General features: G+C 64.4%; 16 protein-coding genes and 1 pseudogene. 9 read left to right on the top strand and 8 right to left on the bottom strand.

The features are described from left to right. Positions 1-47 precede the first annotated feature (47 nt). Positions 48-1622, bottom strand: a complete 1575-nt coding sequence (gene ubiB / locus AC629_RS25950) for a 2-polyprenylphenol 6-hydroxylase (RefSeq protein WP_084807763.1) — start codon at positions 1620-1622, stop codon at positions 48-50. Beyond that, entirely contained in the window at positions 1619-2380 is a 762-nt protein-coding gene (gene ubiE / locus AC629_RS25955) for a bifunctional demethylmenaquinone methyltransferase/2-methoxy-6-polyprenyl-1,4-benzoquinol methylase UbiE (RefSeq protein ID WP_084807764.1), read from the bottom strand. The genes ubiB and ubiE overlap by 4 nt, the downstream gene beginning before the upstream one ends. Positions 2381-2461: 81 nt before the next feature. Between ubiE and mutM the strand changes: the two genes are divergently transcribed. The 3 genes from mutM (at position 2462) to ggt (ending at position 5736) form a co-directional block, all read left to right on the top strand. After that, positions 2462-3361, top strand: a complete 900-nt coding sequence (gene mutM / locus AC629_RS25960) for a bifunctional DNA-formamidopyrimidine glycosylase/DNA-(apurinic or apyrimidinic site) lyase (protein WP_084807765.1) — start codon at positions 2462-2464, stop codon at positions 3359-3361. Positions 3362-3367: 6 nt separating this feature from the next. Beyond that, positions 3368-3922: a GNAT family N-acetyltransferase gene (locus tag AC629_RS25965; RefSeq protein WP_084807766.1), complete on the top strand. Its 555-nt coding sequence runs from the start codon at positions 3368-3370 to the stop codon at positions 3920-3922. Positions 3923-4056: 134 nt separating this feature from the next. Beyond that, positions 4057-5736, top strand: a complete 1680-nt coding sequence (gene ggt, locus AC629_RS25970) for a gamma-glutamyltransferase (RefSeq protein WP_084807767.1) — start codon at positions 4057-4059, stop codon at positions 5734-5736. 158 nt (positions 5737-5894) lie between these two features. On the opposite strand, the gene AC629_RS25975 is transcribed toward ggt, so the two are convergent. Continuing rightward, a complete protein-coding gene (locus AC629_RS25975) occupies positions 5895-7256 on the bottom strand; it encodes a serine protease (RefSeq protein WP_084807779.1) in 1362 nt (453 codons plus the stop codon). Positions 7257-7506: 250 nt separating this feature from the next. On the opposite strand from AC629_RS25975, the gene AC629_RS25980 reads away from it, so the two are divergent. Further along, the gene (locus AC629_RS25980; protein WP_084807768.1) at positions 7507-8310 is read left to right on the top strand and encodes a HesA/MoeB/ThiF family protein; all 804 of its coding nucleotides are present in this window, start codon (positions 7507-7509) and stop codon (positions 8308-8310) included. A gap of 305 nt (positions 8311-8615) precedes the next feature. Here the strand turns inward: AC629_RS25980 and AC629_RS25985 are convergent, their stop codons facing one another. Continuing rightward, complete coding sequence (locus AC629_RS25985; RefSeq protein ID WP_074121890.1) at positions 8616-9617, bottom strand: 2-hydroxyacid dehydrogenase; 1002 nt, start codon at positions 9615-9617, stop codon at positions 8616-8618. A 335-nt stretch (positions 9618-9952) separates the two neighbouring features. Between AC629_RS25985 and AC629_RS25990 the strand changes: the two are divergent. Continuing rightward, a pseudogene (locus tag AC629_RS25990) lies at positions 9953-10484 on the top strand (SH3 domain-containing protein). 66 nt (positions 10485-10550) lie between these two features. On the opposite strand, the gene irrA reads toward AC629_RS25990, so the two are convergent. Beyond that, complete coding sequence (gene irrA / locus AC629_RS25995) at positions 10551-11042, bottom strand: iron response transcriptional regulator IrrA (protein WP_084807769.1); 492 nt, start codon at positions 11040-11042, stop codon at positions 10551-10553. Between the two features lie 349 nt (positions 11043-11391). Between irrA and fabA the strand changes: the two genes are divergently transcribed. From fabA to fabI, 3 genes are all read left to right on the top strand, one after another. Continuing rightward, positions 11392-11913, top strand: a complete 522-nt coding sequence (gene fabA, locus AC629_RS26000; RefSeq protein WP_084807770.1) for a bifunctional 3-hydroxydecanoyl-ACP dehydratase/trans-2-decenoyl-ACP isomerase — start codon at positions 11392-11394, stop codon at positions 11911-11913. A gap of 55 nt (positions 11914-11968) precedes the next feature. Beyond that, a complete protein-coding gene (gene fabB / locus AC629_RS26005) occupies positions 11969-13192 on the top strand; it encodes a beta-ketoacyl-ACP synthase I (protein ID WP_084807771.1) in 1224 nt (407 codons plus the stop codon). 154 nt (positions 13193-13346) lie between these two features. Then, complete coding sequence (gene fabI, locus AC629_RS26010) at positions 13347-14147, top strand: enoyl-ACP reductase FabI (protein ID WP_084807772.1); 801 nt, start codon at positions 13347-13349, stop codon at positions 14145-14147. A gap of 98 nt (positions 14148-14245) precedes the next feature. Here fabI and AC629_RS26015 read toward each other — a convergent pair whose 3' ends face one another. From AC629_RS26015 to AC629_RS26025, 3 genes are read right to left on the bottom strand one after another with little or no spacing between them, the layout of a single operon-like run. Then, positions 14246-14842: a glutathione S-transferase family protein gene (locus AC629_RS26015; protein ID WP_084807773.1), complete on the bottom strand. Its 597-nt coding sequence runs from the start codon at positions 14840-14842 to the stop codon at positions 14246-14248. Beyond that, positions 14839-15303: a GNAT family N-acetyltransferase gene (locus tag AC629_RS26020; protein WP_084807774.1), complete on the bottom strand. Its 465-nt coding sequence runs from the start codon at positions 15301-15303 to the stop codon at positions 14839-14841. Before AC629_RS26020 ends, AC629_RS26015 begins: the two co-directional genes overlap by 4 nt. 7 nt (positions 15304-15310) lie before the next feature. Then, on the bottom strand, positions 15311-16237 hold the full coding sequence (locus AC629_RS26025; RefSeq protein ID WP_084807775.1) for a hydrogen peroxide-inducible genes activator: 927 nt from the start codon (positions 16235-16237) through the stop codon (positions 15311-15313). A gap of 114 nt (positions 16238-16351) precedes the next feature. Between AC629_RS26025 and katG the strand changes: the two genes are divergently transcribed. Continuing rightward, positions 16352-18517, top strand: coding sequence for a catalase/peroxidase HPI (katG, locus tag AC629_RS26030; protein WP_084807776.1), 2166 nt, complete (start codon positions 16352-16354; stop codon positions 18515-18517). The last annotated feature ends 118 nt before the right edge of the window (positions 18518-18635 follow it).

Consider the following 18635-nt stretch of genomic DNA (forward strand, 5'->3'; position numbering starts at 1 on the left):
CAGCACGGAATGATAGCGATGCTATCACATGCTTGATTGCAATGCAATCAAAGATTCCTGACGGCGATCAGGATTCCGATGAAGGTCGCGGCGATGATCCAGAGCGCCACGGTGCGCCAGCGGTTCTTGCGGCCCTCGCTGCGGCCCATCGCCGCGATGCTTTCCGGCGACAGCCGAAGGCCCTCGCGGGTCATGGTCTCGAGCTGCTCGAGCACCTTGGCCGAGCGCGCGGCGATGTCGGGCAGGTTCATCAGCACGCGGGCGAGTTCGCCGCCGCCGGCCAACGCGCCCTGGACGCGGCCGATCGGTCCGAGATTGCGCTCGATCCATTCGCGCACCACGGGATCGGCGATCTTCCAGATGTCGAGCTTGGGATCGAAGCCGCGCGCCACGCCCTCGACCACGACCATGGTCTTCTGCAGCAGGATCAACTCTGGTCGCGTCGTCATGTCGAACAGGCCGGTCACCTCGAGCAGCAGCGTCAGCAGACGCGCCATCGAGATCTCCTCGGCGGTGCGGTTGTGGATCGGCTCGCCGATGGCTCGGATCGCCTGCGCAAAGTTTTCGACCGAGTGGTGTGCGGGGACATAGCCGGCTTCGAAATGCACTTCAGCCACGCGGCGATAGTTGCGGGTGATGAAGCCGAGCAGGATCTCCGCGAGGAAGCGCCGCTCCTTCATGCCGAGGCGGCCCATGATGCCGAAATCGACCGCGACGAGACGGCCGGAGTCATCCAGGAACAAATTGCCCGGATGCATGTCGGCGTGGAAGTAGCCGTCGCGCAGTGCGTGTCGCAGAAAGCTCTGGATCACCTTGCGGCCGAGATCGGGCAGATCGACATGCGCCTCTGCAAGGCGCTTGTGATCATTCAGCGCGATGCCGTCGATCCACTCCATCGTCAGCACGTTGTGCGTGGTGCGGTCCCAGTCGACGGTCGGCACGCGGAAATCAGGATCGTCGCGCGTGTTTTCTGCCATCTCCGACAGCGCGGCGGCTTCCAGCCGCAGATCCATCTCCATCGCGACCGAGCGCGACATGGTGTTGATGACTTCGACGAGGCGCAGCCGCCGCGCCTCGGCCGAATAGGTCTCGGCCTCGTGCGCGACGAAGAAGAAGTCGGAGAGGTCGCGGCGGAAGCGCGCGGCGACGTTGGGCCGCAGCACCTTGATCGCGACCGGCTTGCGGATGCCGTCGCGCAGGATTTCGCCGCGATGCACCTGGGCGATCGAGGCGGCCGCGACCGGTGGACCGAAGCTCGCGAACACGTCCGTTAGCGGCCGCTCCAGCGAGGTCGTGATCGCAGCTTCCGCTTCGGCTTGCGAAAATGGCGGCAGGCGGTCCTGGAGGCTTTCGAGGTCGCGCGCCATGCCGACGCCGACGACATCCGGACGCGTCGCCAGGAACTGGCCGAGCTTGAGATAGGCCGGCCCCATCCGGGTCAGCGCGCGGGATATCCGTGGGCCTTGCTTGACGCCGCGCCGCTCGACGAGCCGCGCCAATTTCAGCGCGACCTGTCCCGGCGGCGGCACCAGGCCCGGATCGACCGAGCCGAACACGCCCTCGCGGGCGAACACGAACGCGGCGCGGATCAGGCGCGCAATGTGAGTAAAGGAAGAGATCACAAACGCCAGCCCGAATGCAGTGCGACAATGCCGCCGGACAAGGTCTGCCAGCTGACGCGGGCGAAGCCGGCGTCGCGAATCATGTCGGCGAAGGCGTGAGGCTTGGGAAACTTGCGGATCGATTCGACGAGATACTGGTAGGACTCGGCGTCACCCGAGACCATGCGGCCGAGCGGCGGGATCACCTTGAACGAGAACAGATCGTAGAGCCGGTCGAGCCCGGGCATCTCGACGGTGGAGAACTCCAGGCACAGGAAGCGGCTGCCCGGCTTCAGCACGCGATAGGCCTCGCGCAGCGCGAGGTCGATCCGCGGCACGTTGCGAATGCCGAAAGCGATTGTATATGCGTCAAAGCTGCGGTCGGCGAAGGCGAGCGCTTCGGCATTGCCTTCGACGAAATCGACCTGGGTGTCGAGATGGTGCTTGGCGGCGCGCTCGCGGCCCACGGCCAGCATGTCGGCGTTGATGTCGCAGACGGTGGCATGGAAGCCGGTGCCCGCCGCCTTGGCGGCGCGGAACGAGATGTCGCCGGTGCCGCCGGCAACGTCGAGCAACGCAAACGGCCGGTCGCTCCTGGGCGGGTCGAGCGTAGTGATCATGATGTCCTTCCAGACCCGGTGCAGGCCGCCGGACATCAGGTCGTTCATCAGGTCGTAGCGCGACGCCACGCTGTGAAACACATCGTTTACCAGCGTCTGCTTGTCCCCCAGGGGAACATCCCTGAAGCCAAAATGCGTGGTTTCGCCCGACCGATCCATTACTCTACTCCGCGAGGCGGACCATAGCGCGGCCGCCGCAATGGCGCTATCACACCGCCCTCATAAGGTGAATGCCTGACGATGCCTGAATTGCCCGAAGTCGAGACCGTCCGCCGTGGCCTTCAGCCTGTCATGGAGGGAGCGAAAATCCTCACCGCGGAGGCCCGCCGGGCGGACCTGCGCTTTCCGTTCCAGCCGGATTTCGTGGCCCGGCTCCAGGGGCAGGTCGTCACGGGGCTGGGACGCCGCGCAAAATATCTCATGGCCGATCTTGCCTCCGGCGACGTGCTCTTAATGCATCTGGGCATGTCGGGCTCGTTTCGCGTCATCAAGCCGGACGACGACACCGCGCCGGGCGAGTTTCACTATCCGCGGGCTAAGGACTCCACGCACGACCACGTGCTGTTCCGGATGTCCTCGGGCGCCGACATCGTGTTCAACGATCCGCGCCGTTTCGGTTACATGAAGGTGATCGCGCGCAATGCGCTCGACGAGGAGCCGCTGCTCCGCGGGCTCGGTCCCGAGCCACTCGGCAACGAGTTCGATGCCGCGATGCTGGCGCACGCCTGCGCGGGCAAGGCCACGAGCCTGAAGGCCGCGCTGCTCGATCAGCGCGTGGTGGCCGGGCTCGGCAACATCTATGTCTGCGAAGCCCTGCATCGCTCGCATCTGTCGCCGCGCCGGATCGCCGCGACGCTCGCGACCAAGGGACGCAAGGGCGTTGGCGGAGGCGAGCCGACGGACCATGCGCAGAGACTGGTCGGTGCGATCCACACCGTGCTGAACGACGCAATCAAGGCCGGCGGCTCCAGCTTGCGCGACCATCGCCAGACCTCGGGCGAGCTCGGTTATTTCCAGCACTCGTTCAAGGTCTATGACCGCGAGGGCGAGAAATGCACGACGCCCGGTTGCGGCGGCGCGATCAAGCGCTTCACCCAGAACGGCCGGTCGACCTTCTGGTGTCCGAAATGTCAGAAATAGAAGGCCATGCAGACGCCGCAGCTTGAAACCGAACGGCTGATCCTGCGTCCGCTCGCATTGTCTGACGCGCCGGCGATCCAGCGCCATTTCGACAACTGGAACATTATCCGGCATCTCTCCACCGTCGTGCCATGGCCGTACCCGGCAGATGGTGCGGAAACCTTCGTCCGGCTGCAACTCGACAAGATATCAGCCGGTGAGGAAATCCATCACTGGGTGCTGGTGCTGAAGGGCGGCGATGGCGAGGCGATCGGAAACATCCATCTCCGTCCCCGAGCCAAAGGCCTGAAAGGCAATCGTGGCTTCTGGCTGGCGGAGCCTTACTGGCGGCGCGGATTGATGACGGAGGCGATCGCCGCGGTGAACGATTTTGCGTTCCTCACGCTCGGCCTCGACCATTTCTATGTCTGCAACGCCGCGACCAACGAAGCTTCGCGCCGGGTCAAGCAAAAGACGGGTGCGGAATTCGTCGGCTTCATCGAGCTCGCCCATCATGGCGGACAGTCGAAGTCCGAGAAATGGATCGTGCGGCGTGAAACCTGGCTACGCGAGCGGGTGTGATCGCGACCGATGTCGATTCAGTGTCATGGCCGGGCTAGTGGCAGAATCGGGAATGTCAGCTAATCCGTACCAATACTGGACCCGTAGTCCAGCGTATGATGTGCTCGCTGCCTTGAATAAGAAGGATGAGTGGTATGGGCGGAAACTGGCGCGACCGGACGTCAACGACCTTTGAATGCCAGAAAATGCCTGCGGTATCGAGCCGCGGCATGGTCGTCAGCAACCATCCGCTGGCCTCCAGCGCGGGCGCCGAGATGCTGGCGGCCGGTGGCAATGCCATCGACGCTGCGATCGCGAGCCTGTTCACGCTGACCGTGGTCGAGCCGATGATGGTCGGCATCATAGGCGGCGGTATGGCCCACATCCGCCTCGCCGACGGCAGCCATCGCTTCATCGACGGCCAGAGCACTGTGCCATCGGCGGTGCATGATACCACCTACACTTCCAAGCCCGGCTCGGCGCACGATGTCTTCGACACCGTCGGCAACGAGAACCTTAACGGCCCGAAGGCGGTCGCGGTGCCGGGCTCGCTGAAAGCCTGGTGCGAAACGCTGCGCCGGTTCGGCACCATGAGCCTCGCCGATGTCATGCAGCCAGCGATCAAGCACGCTGCGCGCGGCTTCGCGGCGACGTCCTATCTGCACGAGTGCATCAGCGGGAGCGCCGCCGAGATGCGGAAGGACAAGCCGATTGCGGCGATCTACTTGCCTGATGGCGAGCCGCTGAAGGTCGGTGAGCGTGTGGTGCAGTCCGAATATGCCGAAACCTTGCGCTATATCGCCGATCACGGTGAGGCAGCGCTCCATGAGGGGCCGCTCGGCGGCATCCTGGTCGACTACATGGAAAAGACCGGCGGCTTCATCCGACGCAACGATCTGACGAACTACAAGACCGTCGAGCGGCAGCCGATCCGCGCCGACTATCGCGGCTGGACCATCCTTGGCCCGCCGCCGCCGGCTGCTTCCGGCGTGCATATCGCGCAAATGCTGAACATCCTGGAGGGCTACGACGTCGGCGGCCTCGGGTTCGGAACGCCCGAGACCATCCATTATCTCGCCGAGGTCCTGAAGATCGCCTTCGCCGATCGCGCCGCGGCCAGCGGCGATCCTGACTATGTCGGCGTGCCCGTGGAGAAGCTGACCTCGAAGGCCTATGCCGAGGAGCGCCGCCGCGTCATCGATCCGGCGCGGGCGCAGGCCTGGGGCGCCGGCGTGTCGCAGCTCGAAGGCGCTCACACCACGCATATGACGGCGGCGGATGCCTTCGACAATGTGGTCGCGACCACGCAGACCATCAACGATCTGTTCGGCGCGAAGATCATGATCCCGGGGCTCGGCGCCATCGCCAATAACTACATGAGCCTGTTCGATCCGCGTCCCGGCCACGCGCTGTCGCTGGCGCCGGGCAAGCGCGTGACGACCTCGATGTCGCCGATGATGGCGCTGAACGACGGCAAGCTGCGCTATGCGCTCGGCCTGCCCGGCGGCAAGCGCATCTTCCCGAGCGCGATGCAGGCGCTGGTCAACCTCATCGACCACGACATGTGCCTGCAGGAGGCGGTCGAGGCGCCGCGCGTCTGGACCGAGGGCAACGCGCTCGAGGTCGAGCAGACGGTGCCGGAGAGTGTGCGCGCGAAGCTGGCGGAACTCGGCCACAACGTGCTGCCCGTTGCGACTATCGCCGGCGGCATGAACGGCATCGCCTTCCATGACGACGGCACCATGACCGGCGCCGCCTGCTGGCGTGCGGATGGCACACCGGTCGGCATTTCGGGTGGTCTCGCAAAGAGCGGGGTCAGGTTCAGGCTGGATTAGGTCTCGCGCCCCGGACGCAGCGCAGCGCGAAGCGGTGCGCTGCAGAGCCGGGGCCCAGAGAGCGGCAAACTGTTCGAGGTATGGGTCCCGGCTCAGCAGTGCGGCATTTCACGCCGCACTGCGTCCGGGACGCGAGAGGGTCTTCCAAATCGCGCGAGTTACTTCCGCACGCAGATCACGCGAACGACGGCGGCCTTCGCATCCGTCGATGTACCGTTCGCGGCGACAGCGTTCGCTTTCAGGAAATCGCGCACCGTCTCTGCGGAGACCATGACCGCCTGTGACGCCGGAACAGACGTCGCAGGTCCCGCCACCATTGCCGGCTTCAACAGCGCGATGCCGGCGAATTTGCCGTCGCCGTCGATGGCCGGGCTGCCGGAGAAGCCGACCGTCGGCGGAGGAGAGAGCGCGGAATCGCTCGCCGTGACCGGCGCCAGCGCGCCCTTGAGACTAGACACGCTGGCCGCGCCACCCTGGCTCTGGGGATCCGCGATACCGACGACATCGACATTCGTCTTCGCCGTGCCGCCAGTGAGGCTGAGCGGCTTCAGGCCGTGCGCGCCGTAGATGTGCAACAGCGCGAGATCGTGCTCCTTGTCCTCGGCGAGACGGTCGGCACTGCCATAGCCAGCGATCGTGATCGCGAGGCAGCTATCGGTGCCGAGGCGGTCGGTGACAATCGCGCCGTCTTCGCTGACGACGACGCCGGTGCCGTATTCGACGGTCTTGCGCGGTGGCGGCCCGGCTTGCGGTCCAGACGGAAACGCGTTGAACGCACTCGACATCGCGATCACGACAGGCTCGACCGTGTTCTCGGTCGCCTGGTCGTAGAGGATCGTCATGATGCGGACTTCGTCGCCTTTGAATGTACCGCGCACGTAGAATTTCTTCAGGCCCTGAAGCCCCGAAAGCACGAAGAAATCGGGCTTCACCACGGTGTAGTCGACCTGGCGCCCGGCCGGCTCTTTCTTCTCCCGCTCGGCGAGCTTCGCGGTGCTCGGGTTCGCCTCCTTGCGGCGGCCGAGCAGCACCTGCACCGTGCTGGTCGGCGAGGTCCATTTCGAGCCGTTGGCGTCGGTGACCTGCTGCGGCACCAGCTTGCCGGGGATGCCGAGCCGCGCGCCGCTGGTCGGCTCCATCACGATCTTCCAGCCGACGCTCTCCTGCTTCCGCCGCGCGGTCTCGGCGAGTGCGGCGCGCTCCTGCGGATTGAGCACGCCGGTCGGCTTGCCGCCCTTTTTCTTCTGGTACTCTTTGATGGCATTGACCATGCGCTCGCTAACGTCGCCGGTGATTGCACCGTTATATTCGCCGACCCAGGCGAGGTCGGATTGCAGCGACATCCGTTCGGCTTGCGCCATCCCATCCGCCGTTTCCGACGCCGTCTGCAAGGCGGGCGGGCGGATCGGAACGGTCTGGACGGTTTTCGGCTTGGTGCCGGGGATTTGTGGCGTCGCCATCTGGGCGTTCGCGCCTGCGGCAGTCGCAAACATCAGTGTTGCCGCAAGCATCGATCTCATGACAAATCCAGCCAGCCCATTGAACGTGCTGCCATTGAAGCACATCTCGTTGGTCGCGAACAAACTCGGGGTGGTTCAGGCGGCAGTAGAGGCCACGAACTCAGGCCCTCATCCTGAGGAGCGGCCCGAAGGTCGCATCTCGAAGGATGGCCCCATGCGATATCGGGGCCTTCATGGTTCGAGACGCGCGTTCCGCGCTTCTCACCGTGAGGGTTGAAGGGCGAAGGGCCTGGTAGGAGGACGTACGACGATGCTGAGCCCGGACGAACTCGAACGCTATGCCCGCCATATCGTGCTGCGCGATGTCGGCGGGCCGGGGCAGGCCGCGCTGAAGCAGGCCTCCGTGCTGGTGATCGGCGCCGGCGGGCTCGGTGCGCCGGCGCTGATGTATCTTGCCGCTGCCGGCGTCGGCACGCTCGGCGTGGTCGATGACGACGTGGTGTCGCTGTCCAACCTTCAGCGCCAGGTGATCCACACGACGCCCGATATCGGCCGCCACAAGGTCGAGAGCGCGGCGGAACGGATCTCGGCGCTCAATCCGCATGTGCACTTCGTCGGCCATGCCACCTGGCTCAATGCCGACAATGCTCTGTCGCTGATCGGCGACTACGATCTCGTGCTCGACGGCTCCGACAATTTCTCGACGCGTTATCTTGTCTCGGATGCCTGCTTCTTCGCGCAGAGGCCGCTGATCACGGCGGCGCTCGGCACCTTCGACGGCTCGCTCACCACCATCCGGGCGCATGAGAAGAACGAGCAGGGCGAGTTCAATCCAACCTATCGCTGCCTGTTTCCTGAGGCGCCGCCGCCCGGCACGGTGCCGGCCTGCGCCGAGGCCGGCGTCATGGGTGCGCTTGCGGGCGTGCTCGGCTCGATGATGGCGCTGGAAGCGATCCGCGAGATCGTCGGCTTTGGCGATGGCCTCGTCGGCCGTCTCCTGATGATCGATGCGCGCGCGATGCGCTTCGAGACGCTGCGCTACACGCGCGATCCGGCCAATCCGCTCAATGGCGATGGGCCCGTCATGACCGACCTCAGCGCCCATCGCACCTGATTTGCGGTCCGTTACGTCGTGGCCGGCTTCTCGCTGTCGAGATGCGCCGTCTCCTCGGCCGCGTAGCGCGTGCCGGGGGCGCCAGACACCGCCCGCGCTGCGCGCCTTCATCGATTTCGTCACGGGCTGGCGCAAGCGCGAGACGCGCCAAGACACCGGATCCTCATGGTGAGGAGCGCGCTTTTGCGCGCGTCTCGAACCATGCAGGCCCGGCTGATGCAGCTCGGCCATTCATCCTTCGAGACGCGCGTTCCGCGCTCCTCAGGATGAGGAGCGGAGAGCTGGTCACGCAGCCGGTTGGAAACTCAGAGCATGCTCGGCAGCACGCGATCCGGCGGCTTGTGCGCATCGAGGAAGGTGCGGATGTTGATGATCACCTTCTCGCCCATTTCGACGCGGCCTTCGATCGTGGCTGAGCCCATATGCGGCAGCAGCGTCACCTTGCCGGCCTTGGCGAGCCGCACCAGCTTCGGATTGACCGCGGGCTCGTGCTCATAGACGTCGAGGCCGGCGCCGCCGATCTCGCCGCCTTCGATCAGCTTGATCAGCGTGTCCTCGTCGGTGACCGAGCCGCGCGCGGTGTTGACGATGTAGGCATCTTTCCGGATCAGCTTCAGCCGCCGCGCCGAAAGCAAATGATAAGTCGCGGGCGTGTGCGGACAGTTCACCGAGATGATGTCCATCCGCGCCAGCATCTGGTCGAGGCTTTCCCAATAGGTCGCGCCAAGTTCTTCGGCGATCTTCGGCGCGACGGGACGGCGGTTGTGATAGTGAATCTGCAGGCCGAAGGCGCGGGCGCGGCGCGCGACCGCCTGGCCGATGCGGCCCATGCCGATGATGCCGAGGCGCTTGCCGCCGATGCGGTGACCGAGCATCCAGGTCGGCGACCAGCCTGCCCAGTGCTTTCCTTCCGTCAGGATCGAGGCGCCTTCGATCATCCGGCGCGGCACGGCCAGGATCAGCGCCATGGTCATGTCGGCGGTGTCTTCGGTGAGAACCTTCGGCGTATTGGTGACGGTGATGCCGCGGGCATGCGCCGCCTCGACATCGATATTGTCGACGCCGTTGCCGAAATTCGCGATCAAGCGGAGCTTGCAGTCGGGCTGGTTGACGATGTCGGCGGTGATGTTGTCGGTGACGGTTGGAACCAGCACGTCGGCAGTGCGCGCGGCCTCCGCGAGCTGCTCGGCCGACATCGGGGTGTCCTCGAGATTGATCCGCGCGTCGAACAGTTCGCGCATCCGCGTCTCGATGGAATCCGGCAGCTTGCGCGTCACGACGACGAGGGGCTTTTTCTTCACCGACATGTCCTGCTCTCATGAGGCATCGCGAGCCGCCTCTGTCGCCAAAGGCCGGCCGTTCAGGCCTCATTAACCCGGTTGTTCGACACTGCCCTTGCCGCGTCGTCCCCGGCGTTTCCTTCAAGCTCTCCCGACATTTCCGGCCGGAAAATCGGGACAAACTGGTTGTTCAAGTGTCCGTCCTCTCTAGCAGAAGGCCGGGCCAAGACAAGAACCACGGGTCTGGCTTGCGGATCCGGCTTCAGGAACACTCGCGTGGGGCGGGGCGGGGGCTTACGCGGCAGGTTTTGGACTTGGGGTGAGGACCGGGCTTGGCCGGATCCTCGACAGGAGACGGGTTGATGGCGTTGGGGCGTTTTTGTTCGGTGATGGCGCTCGTTTGCACTTGGTTAAGCGCCTCGGTCAGCCCCGGGCATTCGGCGAAGGATAACACCCCCCCAGACCGCTAGCGGCCTGCCGGTGCCGCGCTATGTCAGCCTCAAGTCGGATCACGTGAACGTCCGCGCAGGTCCGACCAAGGACAATGACGTGGCCTGGGTCTACACCCGTTCAGGCCTGCCGGTCGAAATCACTGCCGAGTTCGAGAACTGGCGCCGGGTGCGCGATTCCGAGGGTGCCGAGGGCTGGGTCTATCACTCCCTGCTGTCCGGCCGCCGCACCGCGGTCGTCACCATGAAGCACAAGGACGACCTCGCGCCGATCTACGACCGGGCCGATCCTGACAGCGCGGTTGCGGCCAAGCTCCAGGCCGGCGTCGTGACGCAGGTGAAGAAGTGCGCCGCAAATTGGTGCCGCGTCACCGGCAACGGTTTTGACGGCTGGATCCAGCAGGAACGTCTCTGGGGCGTGTACTCGGACGAGCAGGTCAATTGACGCCGTAAACGACAATGGCCGCGATAACCCGGCCATGACGATCAAATCAGCAATTTGGGATCGATCTCAGCGCTTCTTGCGCAGACGCACGACCATGTCGATGCGGGCGATCTCATAGCCCTCGGGCACCTCCGGCATCTTGGACAGCGCCAGATGCGGATCCTCGATGTCGACCAGCTCGTGGCTGTTCTCGAGGTAATAGTGGTGGTGGGTGGTGACGTTGGTGTCGAAATAGGTCTTGGTGCCGTCGACGCTGACCTGGCGGAGCAGACCAGCATCGGTGAGCTGGTTCAGCGTGTTGTAGACGGTCGCCAGCGAGACCGGAACTTTGGCCAGCGTCGCTTCCTCGTACAGCATTTCAGCCGTGAGGTGGCGTGCGCCCTTGCCAAACAAGAGCCAGCCGAGCGCCATGCGCTGGCGGGTCGGTCGGAGCCCCGCGGACTGGAGCATTTCGTTGACGTCGTGCCAAGGGCAGCCGGTCAAGGCCGGCTGGCGGCCGGTCAGGAGGGCTGCAGAATGGACGTCGTCGTCGCGATGGGGCGCGGTATTCTCGCTCATTTCCAGATTTCGGGCACGCGTGGACACTATCGACCTGCAATATAAGAACAGAAAGATGCAGATGCAAGTTTCTCGCAACTAGAGGGGTTCTAATCAGGCCTGGAACCGGGCGAGGACCCCGTCATTTTACCTTCATGAGAGCGCTTTGCCGCCGAAATGGCCTGTGTTAGAGAGCGCGCGGTTCCGCTTAGCCGATTTTGGCGCGGCCGGGTATTGAGGCCTGGTTCGCGGTCCATCGGGCTCTCGGCATTCGCGCCTGACGACGGCAATTGACGTTGCTTTCCGAGCCGAACGGGGCCCATTTTTGCCAGAAACGCCGCTCAACCGGGGTTAAAATAGAGGCTTCCGCATGCTGAACAGGCGCAACGGTTACGAATACGAAGATCTGCTGACATGTGCTCGCGGCGAGATGTTCGGTCCGGGCAATGCCCAGCTGCCGCTGCCGCCGATGCTCATGTTCGACCGCATCACGGAAATCACCGACACCGGCGGCGAGTTCGGCAAGGGGCTGGTGCGGGCCGAGCTCGATGTGAAGCCCGATCTCTGGTTTTTCGGCTGCCACTTCAAGAACGATCCGGTGATGCCGGGCTGCCTCGGCCTCGATGCGCTGTGGCAAATGGTCGGCTTTTATCTGGGCTGGATCGGGGGCGAAGGTCGCGGTCGCGCGCTTGGCCTGAACGAGCTGAAGTTCAGCGGCCAGGTGCTGCCCGAGGCCCGCAAGGTTGTGTACAACGTCGATATCAAGCGCGTGATGCGTTCAAAGCTCGTGCTCGGTATCGCCGACGGGTGGCTTTCGGTCGATGACCAGATTATCTATCGCGCCAAGGACTTGAAGGTCGGCTTGTTCAAGCAGGGCACAAGCCTGGGCTAAGCGCATTACCAACAAGGCGCATCACCAGGAAGACAACGATTTAGGCGAGGCTGTCATGAGGCGGGTTGTGGTCACCGGGATGGGCATCGTCTCGTCCATCGGAAACAACACCCAGGAAGTGCTTGCGAGCCTTCACGAGGCGAAGTCGGGCATTTCGCGGGCTGAGAAATATGCCGAGCTCGGCTTCCGTTCGCAGGTGCAAGGTGCGCCGACGCTTGATCCAGCAACCGTCGTCGACCGTCGCGCCATGCGTTTCCTCGGTCAGGGCGCGGCGTGGAATCACATTGCGATGGAGCAGGCGATCCAGGACTCCGGTCTGTCACCTGAAGAAGTCTCCAATATCCGCACCGGTATCATCATGGGCTCCGGCGGCCCGTCCGCCCGTACCATCGTCGAATCCGCCGACATCACCCGCACCAAGGGCCCAAAGCGCGTCGGACCGTTTGCAGTGCCGAAGGCGATGTCGTCCACCGCCTCCGCGACGCTCGCGACCTGGTTCAAGATCAAGGGCGTGAACTATTCGATCTCCTCGGCCTGCGCGACGTCGAACCACTGCGTCGGCAACGCCTATGAGACGATCCAGATCGGCAAGCAGGACGTCATCTTCGCCGGCGGCTGCGAGGAACTGGACTGGTCGCTGTCGGTGCTGTTCGACGCGATGGGCGCGATGTCCTCGAAATACAATGACACTCCCGCCACGGCCTCGCGCCCCTACGACGTCAACCGCGACGGTTTTGTCATTGCCGGCGGTGCCGGCGTGCTGGTGCTGGAAGAGCTCGAGCACGCCAAGGCGCGTGGCGCGCGCATCTACGGCGAGATCGTCGGCTACGGCGCGACGTCGGACGGCTACGACATGGTCGCGCCATCAGGTGAAGGCGCCGAGCGCTGCATGCGCATGGCGTTGTCGACGGTGAAGACCAAGGTCGACTACATCAATCCGCACGCGACCTCGACCCCCGCCGGCGATCCGCCGGAGATCGACGCGCTGCGGCGGGTGTTCGGCGCCGGCGAGAAGTGCCCGCCGATCTCGGCGACCAAGGCGCTGACCGGCCACTCGCTGGGCGCGACCGGTGTGCAGGAAGCGATCTACTCGCTGCTGATGATGAACAACGGCTTCATCTGCGAGAGCGCGCACATCCAGGAACTCGATCCCGTGTTCGCCGACATGCCGATCGTGCGCAAGCGCATCGACAACGCCAAGATCGGCACCGTGCTGTCGAACTCCTTCGGCTTCGGCGGCACCAACGCGACGCTGGTGTTCAGCCGGCTGGATGTGTGATCTCTGACTTTGTCATGCCCCGCGAAAGCGGGGCATCCAGTACGCCGCGGCTTCTCTATTTATCACGACCGTCTCTGGAATACTGGATCGCCCGCCTCGGTGCGCAGCGCGCACAAGACGGGCGATGACGTCGAGAATAGGAGCGACGGCTGCAATGCAAGAACTGATGAAAGGCAAGCGCGGTCTGATCATGGGCATCGCCAATGATCATTCGATCGCGTGGGGCATGGCGAAGACGCTGCATGCCCATGGCGCCGAGCTTGCCTTCACCTTCCAGGGCGAGGCGCTCGGCAAGCGGGTCAAGCCGCTGGCGGAATCGCTCGGCGTTGATCTGGTGCTGCCTTGCGACGTCGAGGACATCGCCAGCGTCGACGCGACCTTCGCTGCGCTCCGCGAGAAATGGGGCCGCCTCGATTTCGTGATCCACGCGATCGGCTTCGCCGACAAGAACGAGCTGAAGGGTCGCTACGCCGACACCAGCCGCGAGAACTTTTCGCGGACCATGGTGATCTCCTGCTTCTCGTTTACGGAGGTCGCAAAACGCGCCGCCGAGCTGATGACGGAGGGCGGCAGCATGATCACGCTGACCTTCGGCGCCTCGGAGCGCGCGATGCCGAATTACAACGTCATGGGCGTAGCCAAGGCGGCACTTGAAGCCTCCGTGCGCTATCTCGCCTCCGATTTCGGGCCGCGCGGCATCCGCGTCAACGCGGTTTCCGCGGGCCCCATCCGCACGCTCGCCGGCTCCGGCATCGGCGAGGCGCGCGCGATGTTCGCCTTCATGCAAAAGCATTCGCCGCTACGCCGCGGTGTCACGCTCGACCAGCTCGGCGGCTCGGCGCTGTATCTTTTGTCGGACCTCTCCGGCGGCGTGACCGGCGAGATCCACTATGTCGATTCCGGCTACAACATCATCCTGATGCCGAAGCCGGACGATTTGAAGACTCCGGACTAGAGCCATTTCCGTTCCGATGGAACCGGAACGGGGCTCTAGATTCTTGTTTTGACGCGTTTTCTTTGCGCGAACCGGTATCCACTTCGCTCGAAAACGCTCTAACCCGCCGCGATCTTCTCCGCACGCTGGAACGCCGGCCGCGCCATGCAACGCGCGAGATAGGCATCGAATGCCGGGCGCGACGGCACCATCTTGAACAGGCGCACCGCGAAATTCAGGCCTGAGCCGACCGTGATGTCGGCAGCGGAAAACTCCTCGCCGAGTATCCACGGTCCCTTCGCGAGCGCGGCTTCCAGCACGTCGAAGACCTGTGTGGCGCTGCCCCAGGCCGCGGTCGACGCCGGCACCTCGATCTTGGTGAAGATCTGGATGATGGCAGGCTCGATGCAGCTCGGCGAGAAGAGCAGCCATTGCAGATAGCGCGCGCGCCGCGGATCGGTCGCGGGCGGTGCAAGCTTCGTCTCGGGATAGCGATCGGCGATGTAAGCGCAGATCGCGGCAGCTTCGCCCAGCGCAGCATCGCCGTCGCTGAGTGCCGGCACCTTGCCCATCGGATTGATCTTGAGGAAATCCGGCGCCTTCTGCGCGCCGGTCGAGATGTCGGTCAGCACGCGCTCATAGGGAAGGCCGCTTTCCTCCATCAGCCACAGCGTCGTGAACGAGCGCGAGCGGGGCGACCAATAGAGCTTGATCATCGGGCATTTCCTTTATTCTTCCACCGGTAATACTTCATCACGAACCCGTTCGACGGCTCGATCTCTTCCTTCTCGAACACAAAGCCTTCGCGTTCGTACCAGCGCCAGGCTTTCTCGTTCTCGCGGACGCAGCGCAGGTACATCTCGTCCGGCATTTGCGTGCGCGTGAAGGCTAGCAGCTTCCGTCCGAGCGATTGCCCCTGATAGGCGGGCGCGACGAAAAGCATGTCGAGATAGAGCTTTGGCAGATGCAGCGCCAGCATCGCGGCGATCGTGCCGCGGTCGTCGGCGACGAACAGGCTCCAGCCGTTCTCGATCTCACGCCTGATACGCGCGCGCAAATTCGCGAGCAGGAAGCCGCTCTCCTCCGCGAGCCCGGTCGAAACCCAGCTCTCCATCCAGACACGGCCGACCTCGTCATATTCGTCGGCGCGGGCGGGGCGGATGATCGGATGCGGCATCGGGACCTCAGGCTCGTAGGCTGCGCAGCGATTGTTTAGCGCGCACCTTGCCGGCCGACAGGCACACGACTTCGGAAATCTGCAGGAGCTGGCGCGCCAGTGGGCTGGTTTTGCGCCAGACCATGCCGATGGTGCGCGAGGGCTGCGGGTCGCGGAAGCGCGCGAGCGAGACCGAGGCCGATCGCGTCTCCACCGGCACCGCCATTTCCGGGATCAACGTGACGCCGATGCCGGCGCTGACCATCTGGACCAGCGTCGACAGCGAATTCGCATCAAGCATCTCGCGCGGCGGCGCCGACTGCATGTTGCAGAAGGAGAGCGCCTGATCGCGGAAGCAATGCCCCTCCTCGAGCAGCAACAGCCGCATCTCCCGCATCATCTCGCGCGATGGCACCGGTGTGCCTTCATCCGAGCCCGGCCGCACCAGCAGGAATTTCTCGTCGAACAGTGCGACCTCGGTGAGCGAGGGCTCGGACACCGGCAGCGCAACGATGGCGGTGTCGAGCCGACCTTCGACCAGTTCCTGGATCAGCCGCGGCGTCATCGTCTCGCGCACGCGGATGTCGAGTTCCGGATGCATGCGCGTGAGATTCTTGGTGATCTTGGGCAGGAGGTAGGGCGCGATCGTCGGGATCATGCCGATGCGCAGGCGGCCTGCAAACCGGTCCTGCGAGGCGCGGGCGAAATCGCCGAGCTCATCGACCGAGCGCAAAATGTCGCGGACGCGCTGCGCAAGTTCCTCGCCGAACCGGGTCAGCGCGACCTGGCGAGCGCTACGCTCCAGCAGCAGGCCGCCGAGCGCCTCTTCCAACTCCTTGATCTGCATCGACAATGCCGGCTGCGAGATGGAACAGGCCTCCGCCGCGCGGCCGAAATGAGCATGACGCGCCAAGGCATCGAAATACCGGAGCTGACGCAGCGTCACGTTGATCATCAGAAAATCCTATCGCAGCGATCATTAAAGTCAACTTCACCTGATAGGACGCGCAGCTTAGAGTGCTTTTACCTGGTCAAAGGTGCAAGTTCGACGCCGCCAGAGGAGGTAATCATGGATGACACTTCAAAGTGCCCGTTTTCGGGCGGAAAACCCACGCGGGTGAACCGCGACTGGTGGCCAACCCAGCTCAGCATCGAGGTGCTGCACAAGAATTCCGGCCTGTCCGATCCGATGGGCAAGGACTTCGACTACGCCAAGGAATTCAAGACGCTCGACCTTAACGCGGTCATCAAGGACCTGACCGCCCTGATGACGGATTCGCAGGAATGGTGGCCGGCCGACTTCGGTCACTACGGCGGCCTGATGATCCGCATGGCCTGGCACAGCGCGGGCACTTACCGCATCACCGACGGTCGCGGTGGCGCCGGCGCTGGTCAGCAGCGGTTTGCTCCGCTCAACAGCTGGCCCGACAACGCCAACCTCGACAAGGCGCGCCGCCTGCTCTGGCCGATCAAGCAGAAGTACGGCCGCAAGATTTCCTGGGCCGACCTGATGGTGCTCGCCGGCAACGTCGCGCTGGAGTCGATGGGCTTCAAGACTTTCGGCTTCGCCGGCGGCCGCGCCGACGTGTGGGAGCCGGAAGAGCTCTATTGGGGTCCCGAAGGCACCTGGCTGGGCGATGAGCGGTATAGCGGCGAACGCCAGCTCGCCGAGCCGCTCGGCGCTGTGCAGATGGGCCTCATCTACGTCAATCCGGAAGGGCCGAACGGCAAGCCGGATCCCGTCGCCGCAGCGAAGGACATCCGCGAGACCTTCTTCCGCATGGCGATGAACGACGAGGAAACCGTCGCGCTCATCGCTGGCGGCCACACCTTCGGCAAGACCCACGGTGCGGGCGATCCGTCGCTGATCGGTCCGGAGCCGGAAGCGAGCGCGCTTGAAGAGCAAGGCCTCGGCTGGAAGAGCAAGTACGGCACGGGCGTCGGCGCTGACGCGATCACCGGCGGTCCTGAAGTCACCTGGACGCAGACCCCGACGAAGTGGAGCAACTACTTCTTCGAGAACCTGTTCAACTACGAGTGGGAGCTGACGAAGAGCCCGGCAGGCGCGCAGCAGTGGAAGGCCAAGAATGCCGAGGCAAGCATTCCGGATGCGTTCGACAAGTCCAAGAAGCAGCTGCCGACCATGCTGACGACCGACCTCTCGCTCCGGTTCGATCCGGCCTATGAGAAGATCTCGCGGCGCTTCCTCGAGAACCCGGATCAGTTCGCGGACGCCTTTGCCCGCGCCTGGTTCAAGCTCACCCATCGCGACATGGGCCCGATCCAGCGCTATCTCGGCCCGCTGGTGCCGAAGGAGGCGTTGATCTGGCAGGATCCGATTCCGGCCGTGAATCACGAGCTGGTCAGCGATCAGGACATCGCCTCGCTGAAGACGAAGATCCTCGCGTCGGGCCTCTCGGTGTCCGAGCTGGTCTCGACTGCCTGGGCGTCGGCCTCGACGTTCCGCGGCTCGGACAAGCGCGGCGGCGCCAACGGTGCACGCATTCGCCTCGCGCCCCAGAAGGACTGGGAGGTGAACCAGCCGGCTCAGCTCTCGAAGGTCCTCGGCAAGCTCGAAGCGATCCAGAAGGACTTCAACGCCTCGGCTGGCGCGAAGAAGGTCTCGCTTGCCGACCTGATCGTGCTCGGCGGCACCGCCGCGGTCGAGAAGGCCGCCAAGGATGCCGGCGTCGACGTGAAGGTTGCTTTCACGCCGGGCCGCATGGATGCCTCGCAGGAGCAGACCGATGTCGAGTCCTTCGCGCCGCTGGAGCCGCGGGCCGATGGCTTCCGCAACTACATCGGCAAGAAGCAGCAGTTCATGATGCCCGAAGAAGCCCTCGTCGATCGCGCGCAGCTGCTGAAGCTCTCCGGGCCTGAGCTGACCGTGCTCATCGGTGGCCTGCGTGTGCTTGGTGCCAATGCGAACGGTTCGAAGCATGGCGTTTTGACCTCGAAGCCGGGGACGCTGAGCAACGACTTCTTCGTCAACCTGCTCGACATGGGCACGCAGTGGGCGCCGGTTGCCGACGGCACCTATGAGGCACGCGACCGCAAGACCAACGCGGTGAAGTGGACCGGCACGCGCGCCGACCTGATCTTCGGATCGCACTCGCAGCTCCGCGCCTTCGCCGAGGTCTATGCCTCGTCAGATGCGAAGCAGCAGTTCGTGCAGAACTTTGCCAAGGCCTGGACCAAGGTGATGAACCTCGATCGGTTCGACATCGCGGCCTGATCCAGAAGCTCTGCAAGCGACAATCGGGATAGGGGGGCGTCTCGCGACGCCGCCCCTCCCACACCACCGGACATACGGGTCCGTATCCGGCGGTTCAGCGGATTATGCGGGCCGCGGT

The organism is Bradyrhizobium sp. NAS80.1, assembly GCF_001908205.1.
In the GTDB taxonomy this organism is placed as follows: domain Bacteria; phylum Pseudomonadota; class Alphaproteobacteria; order Rhizobiales; family Xanthobacteraceae; genus Bradyrhizobium.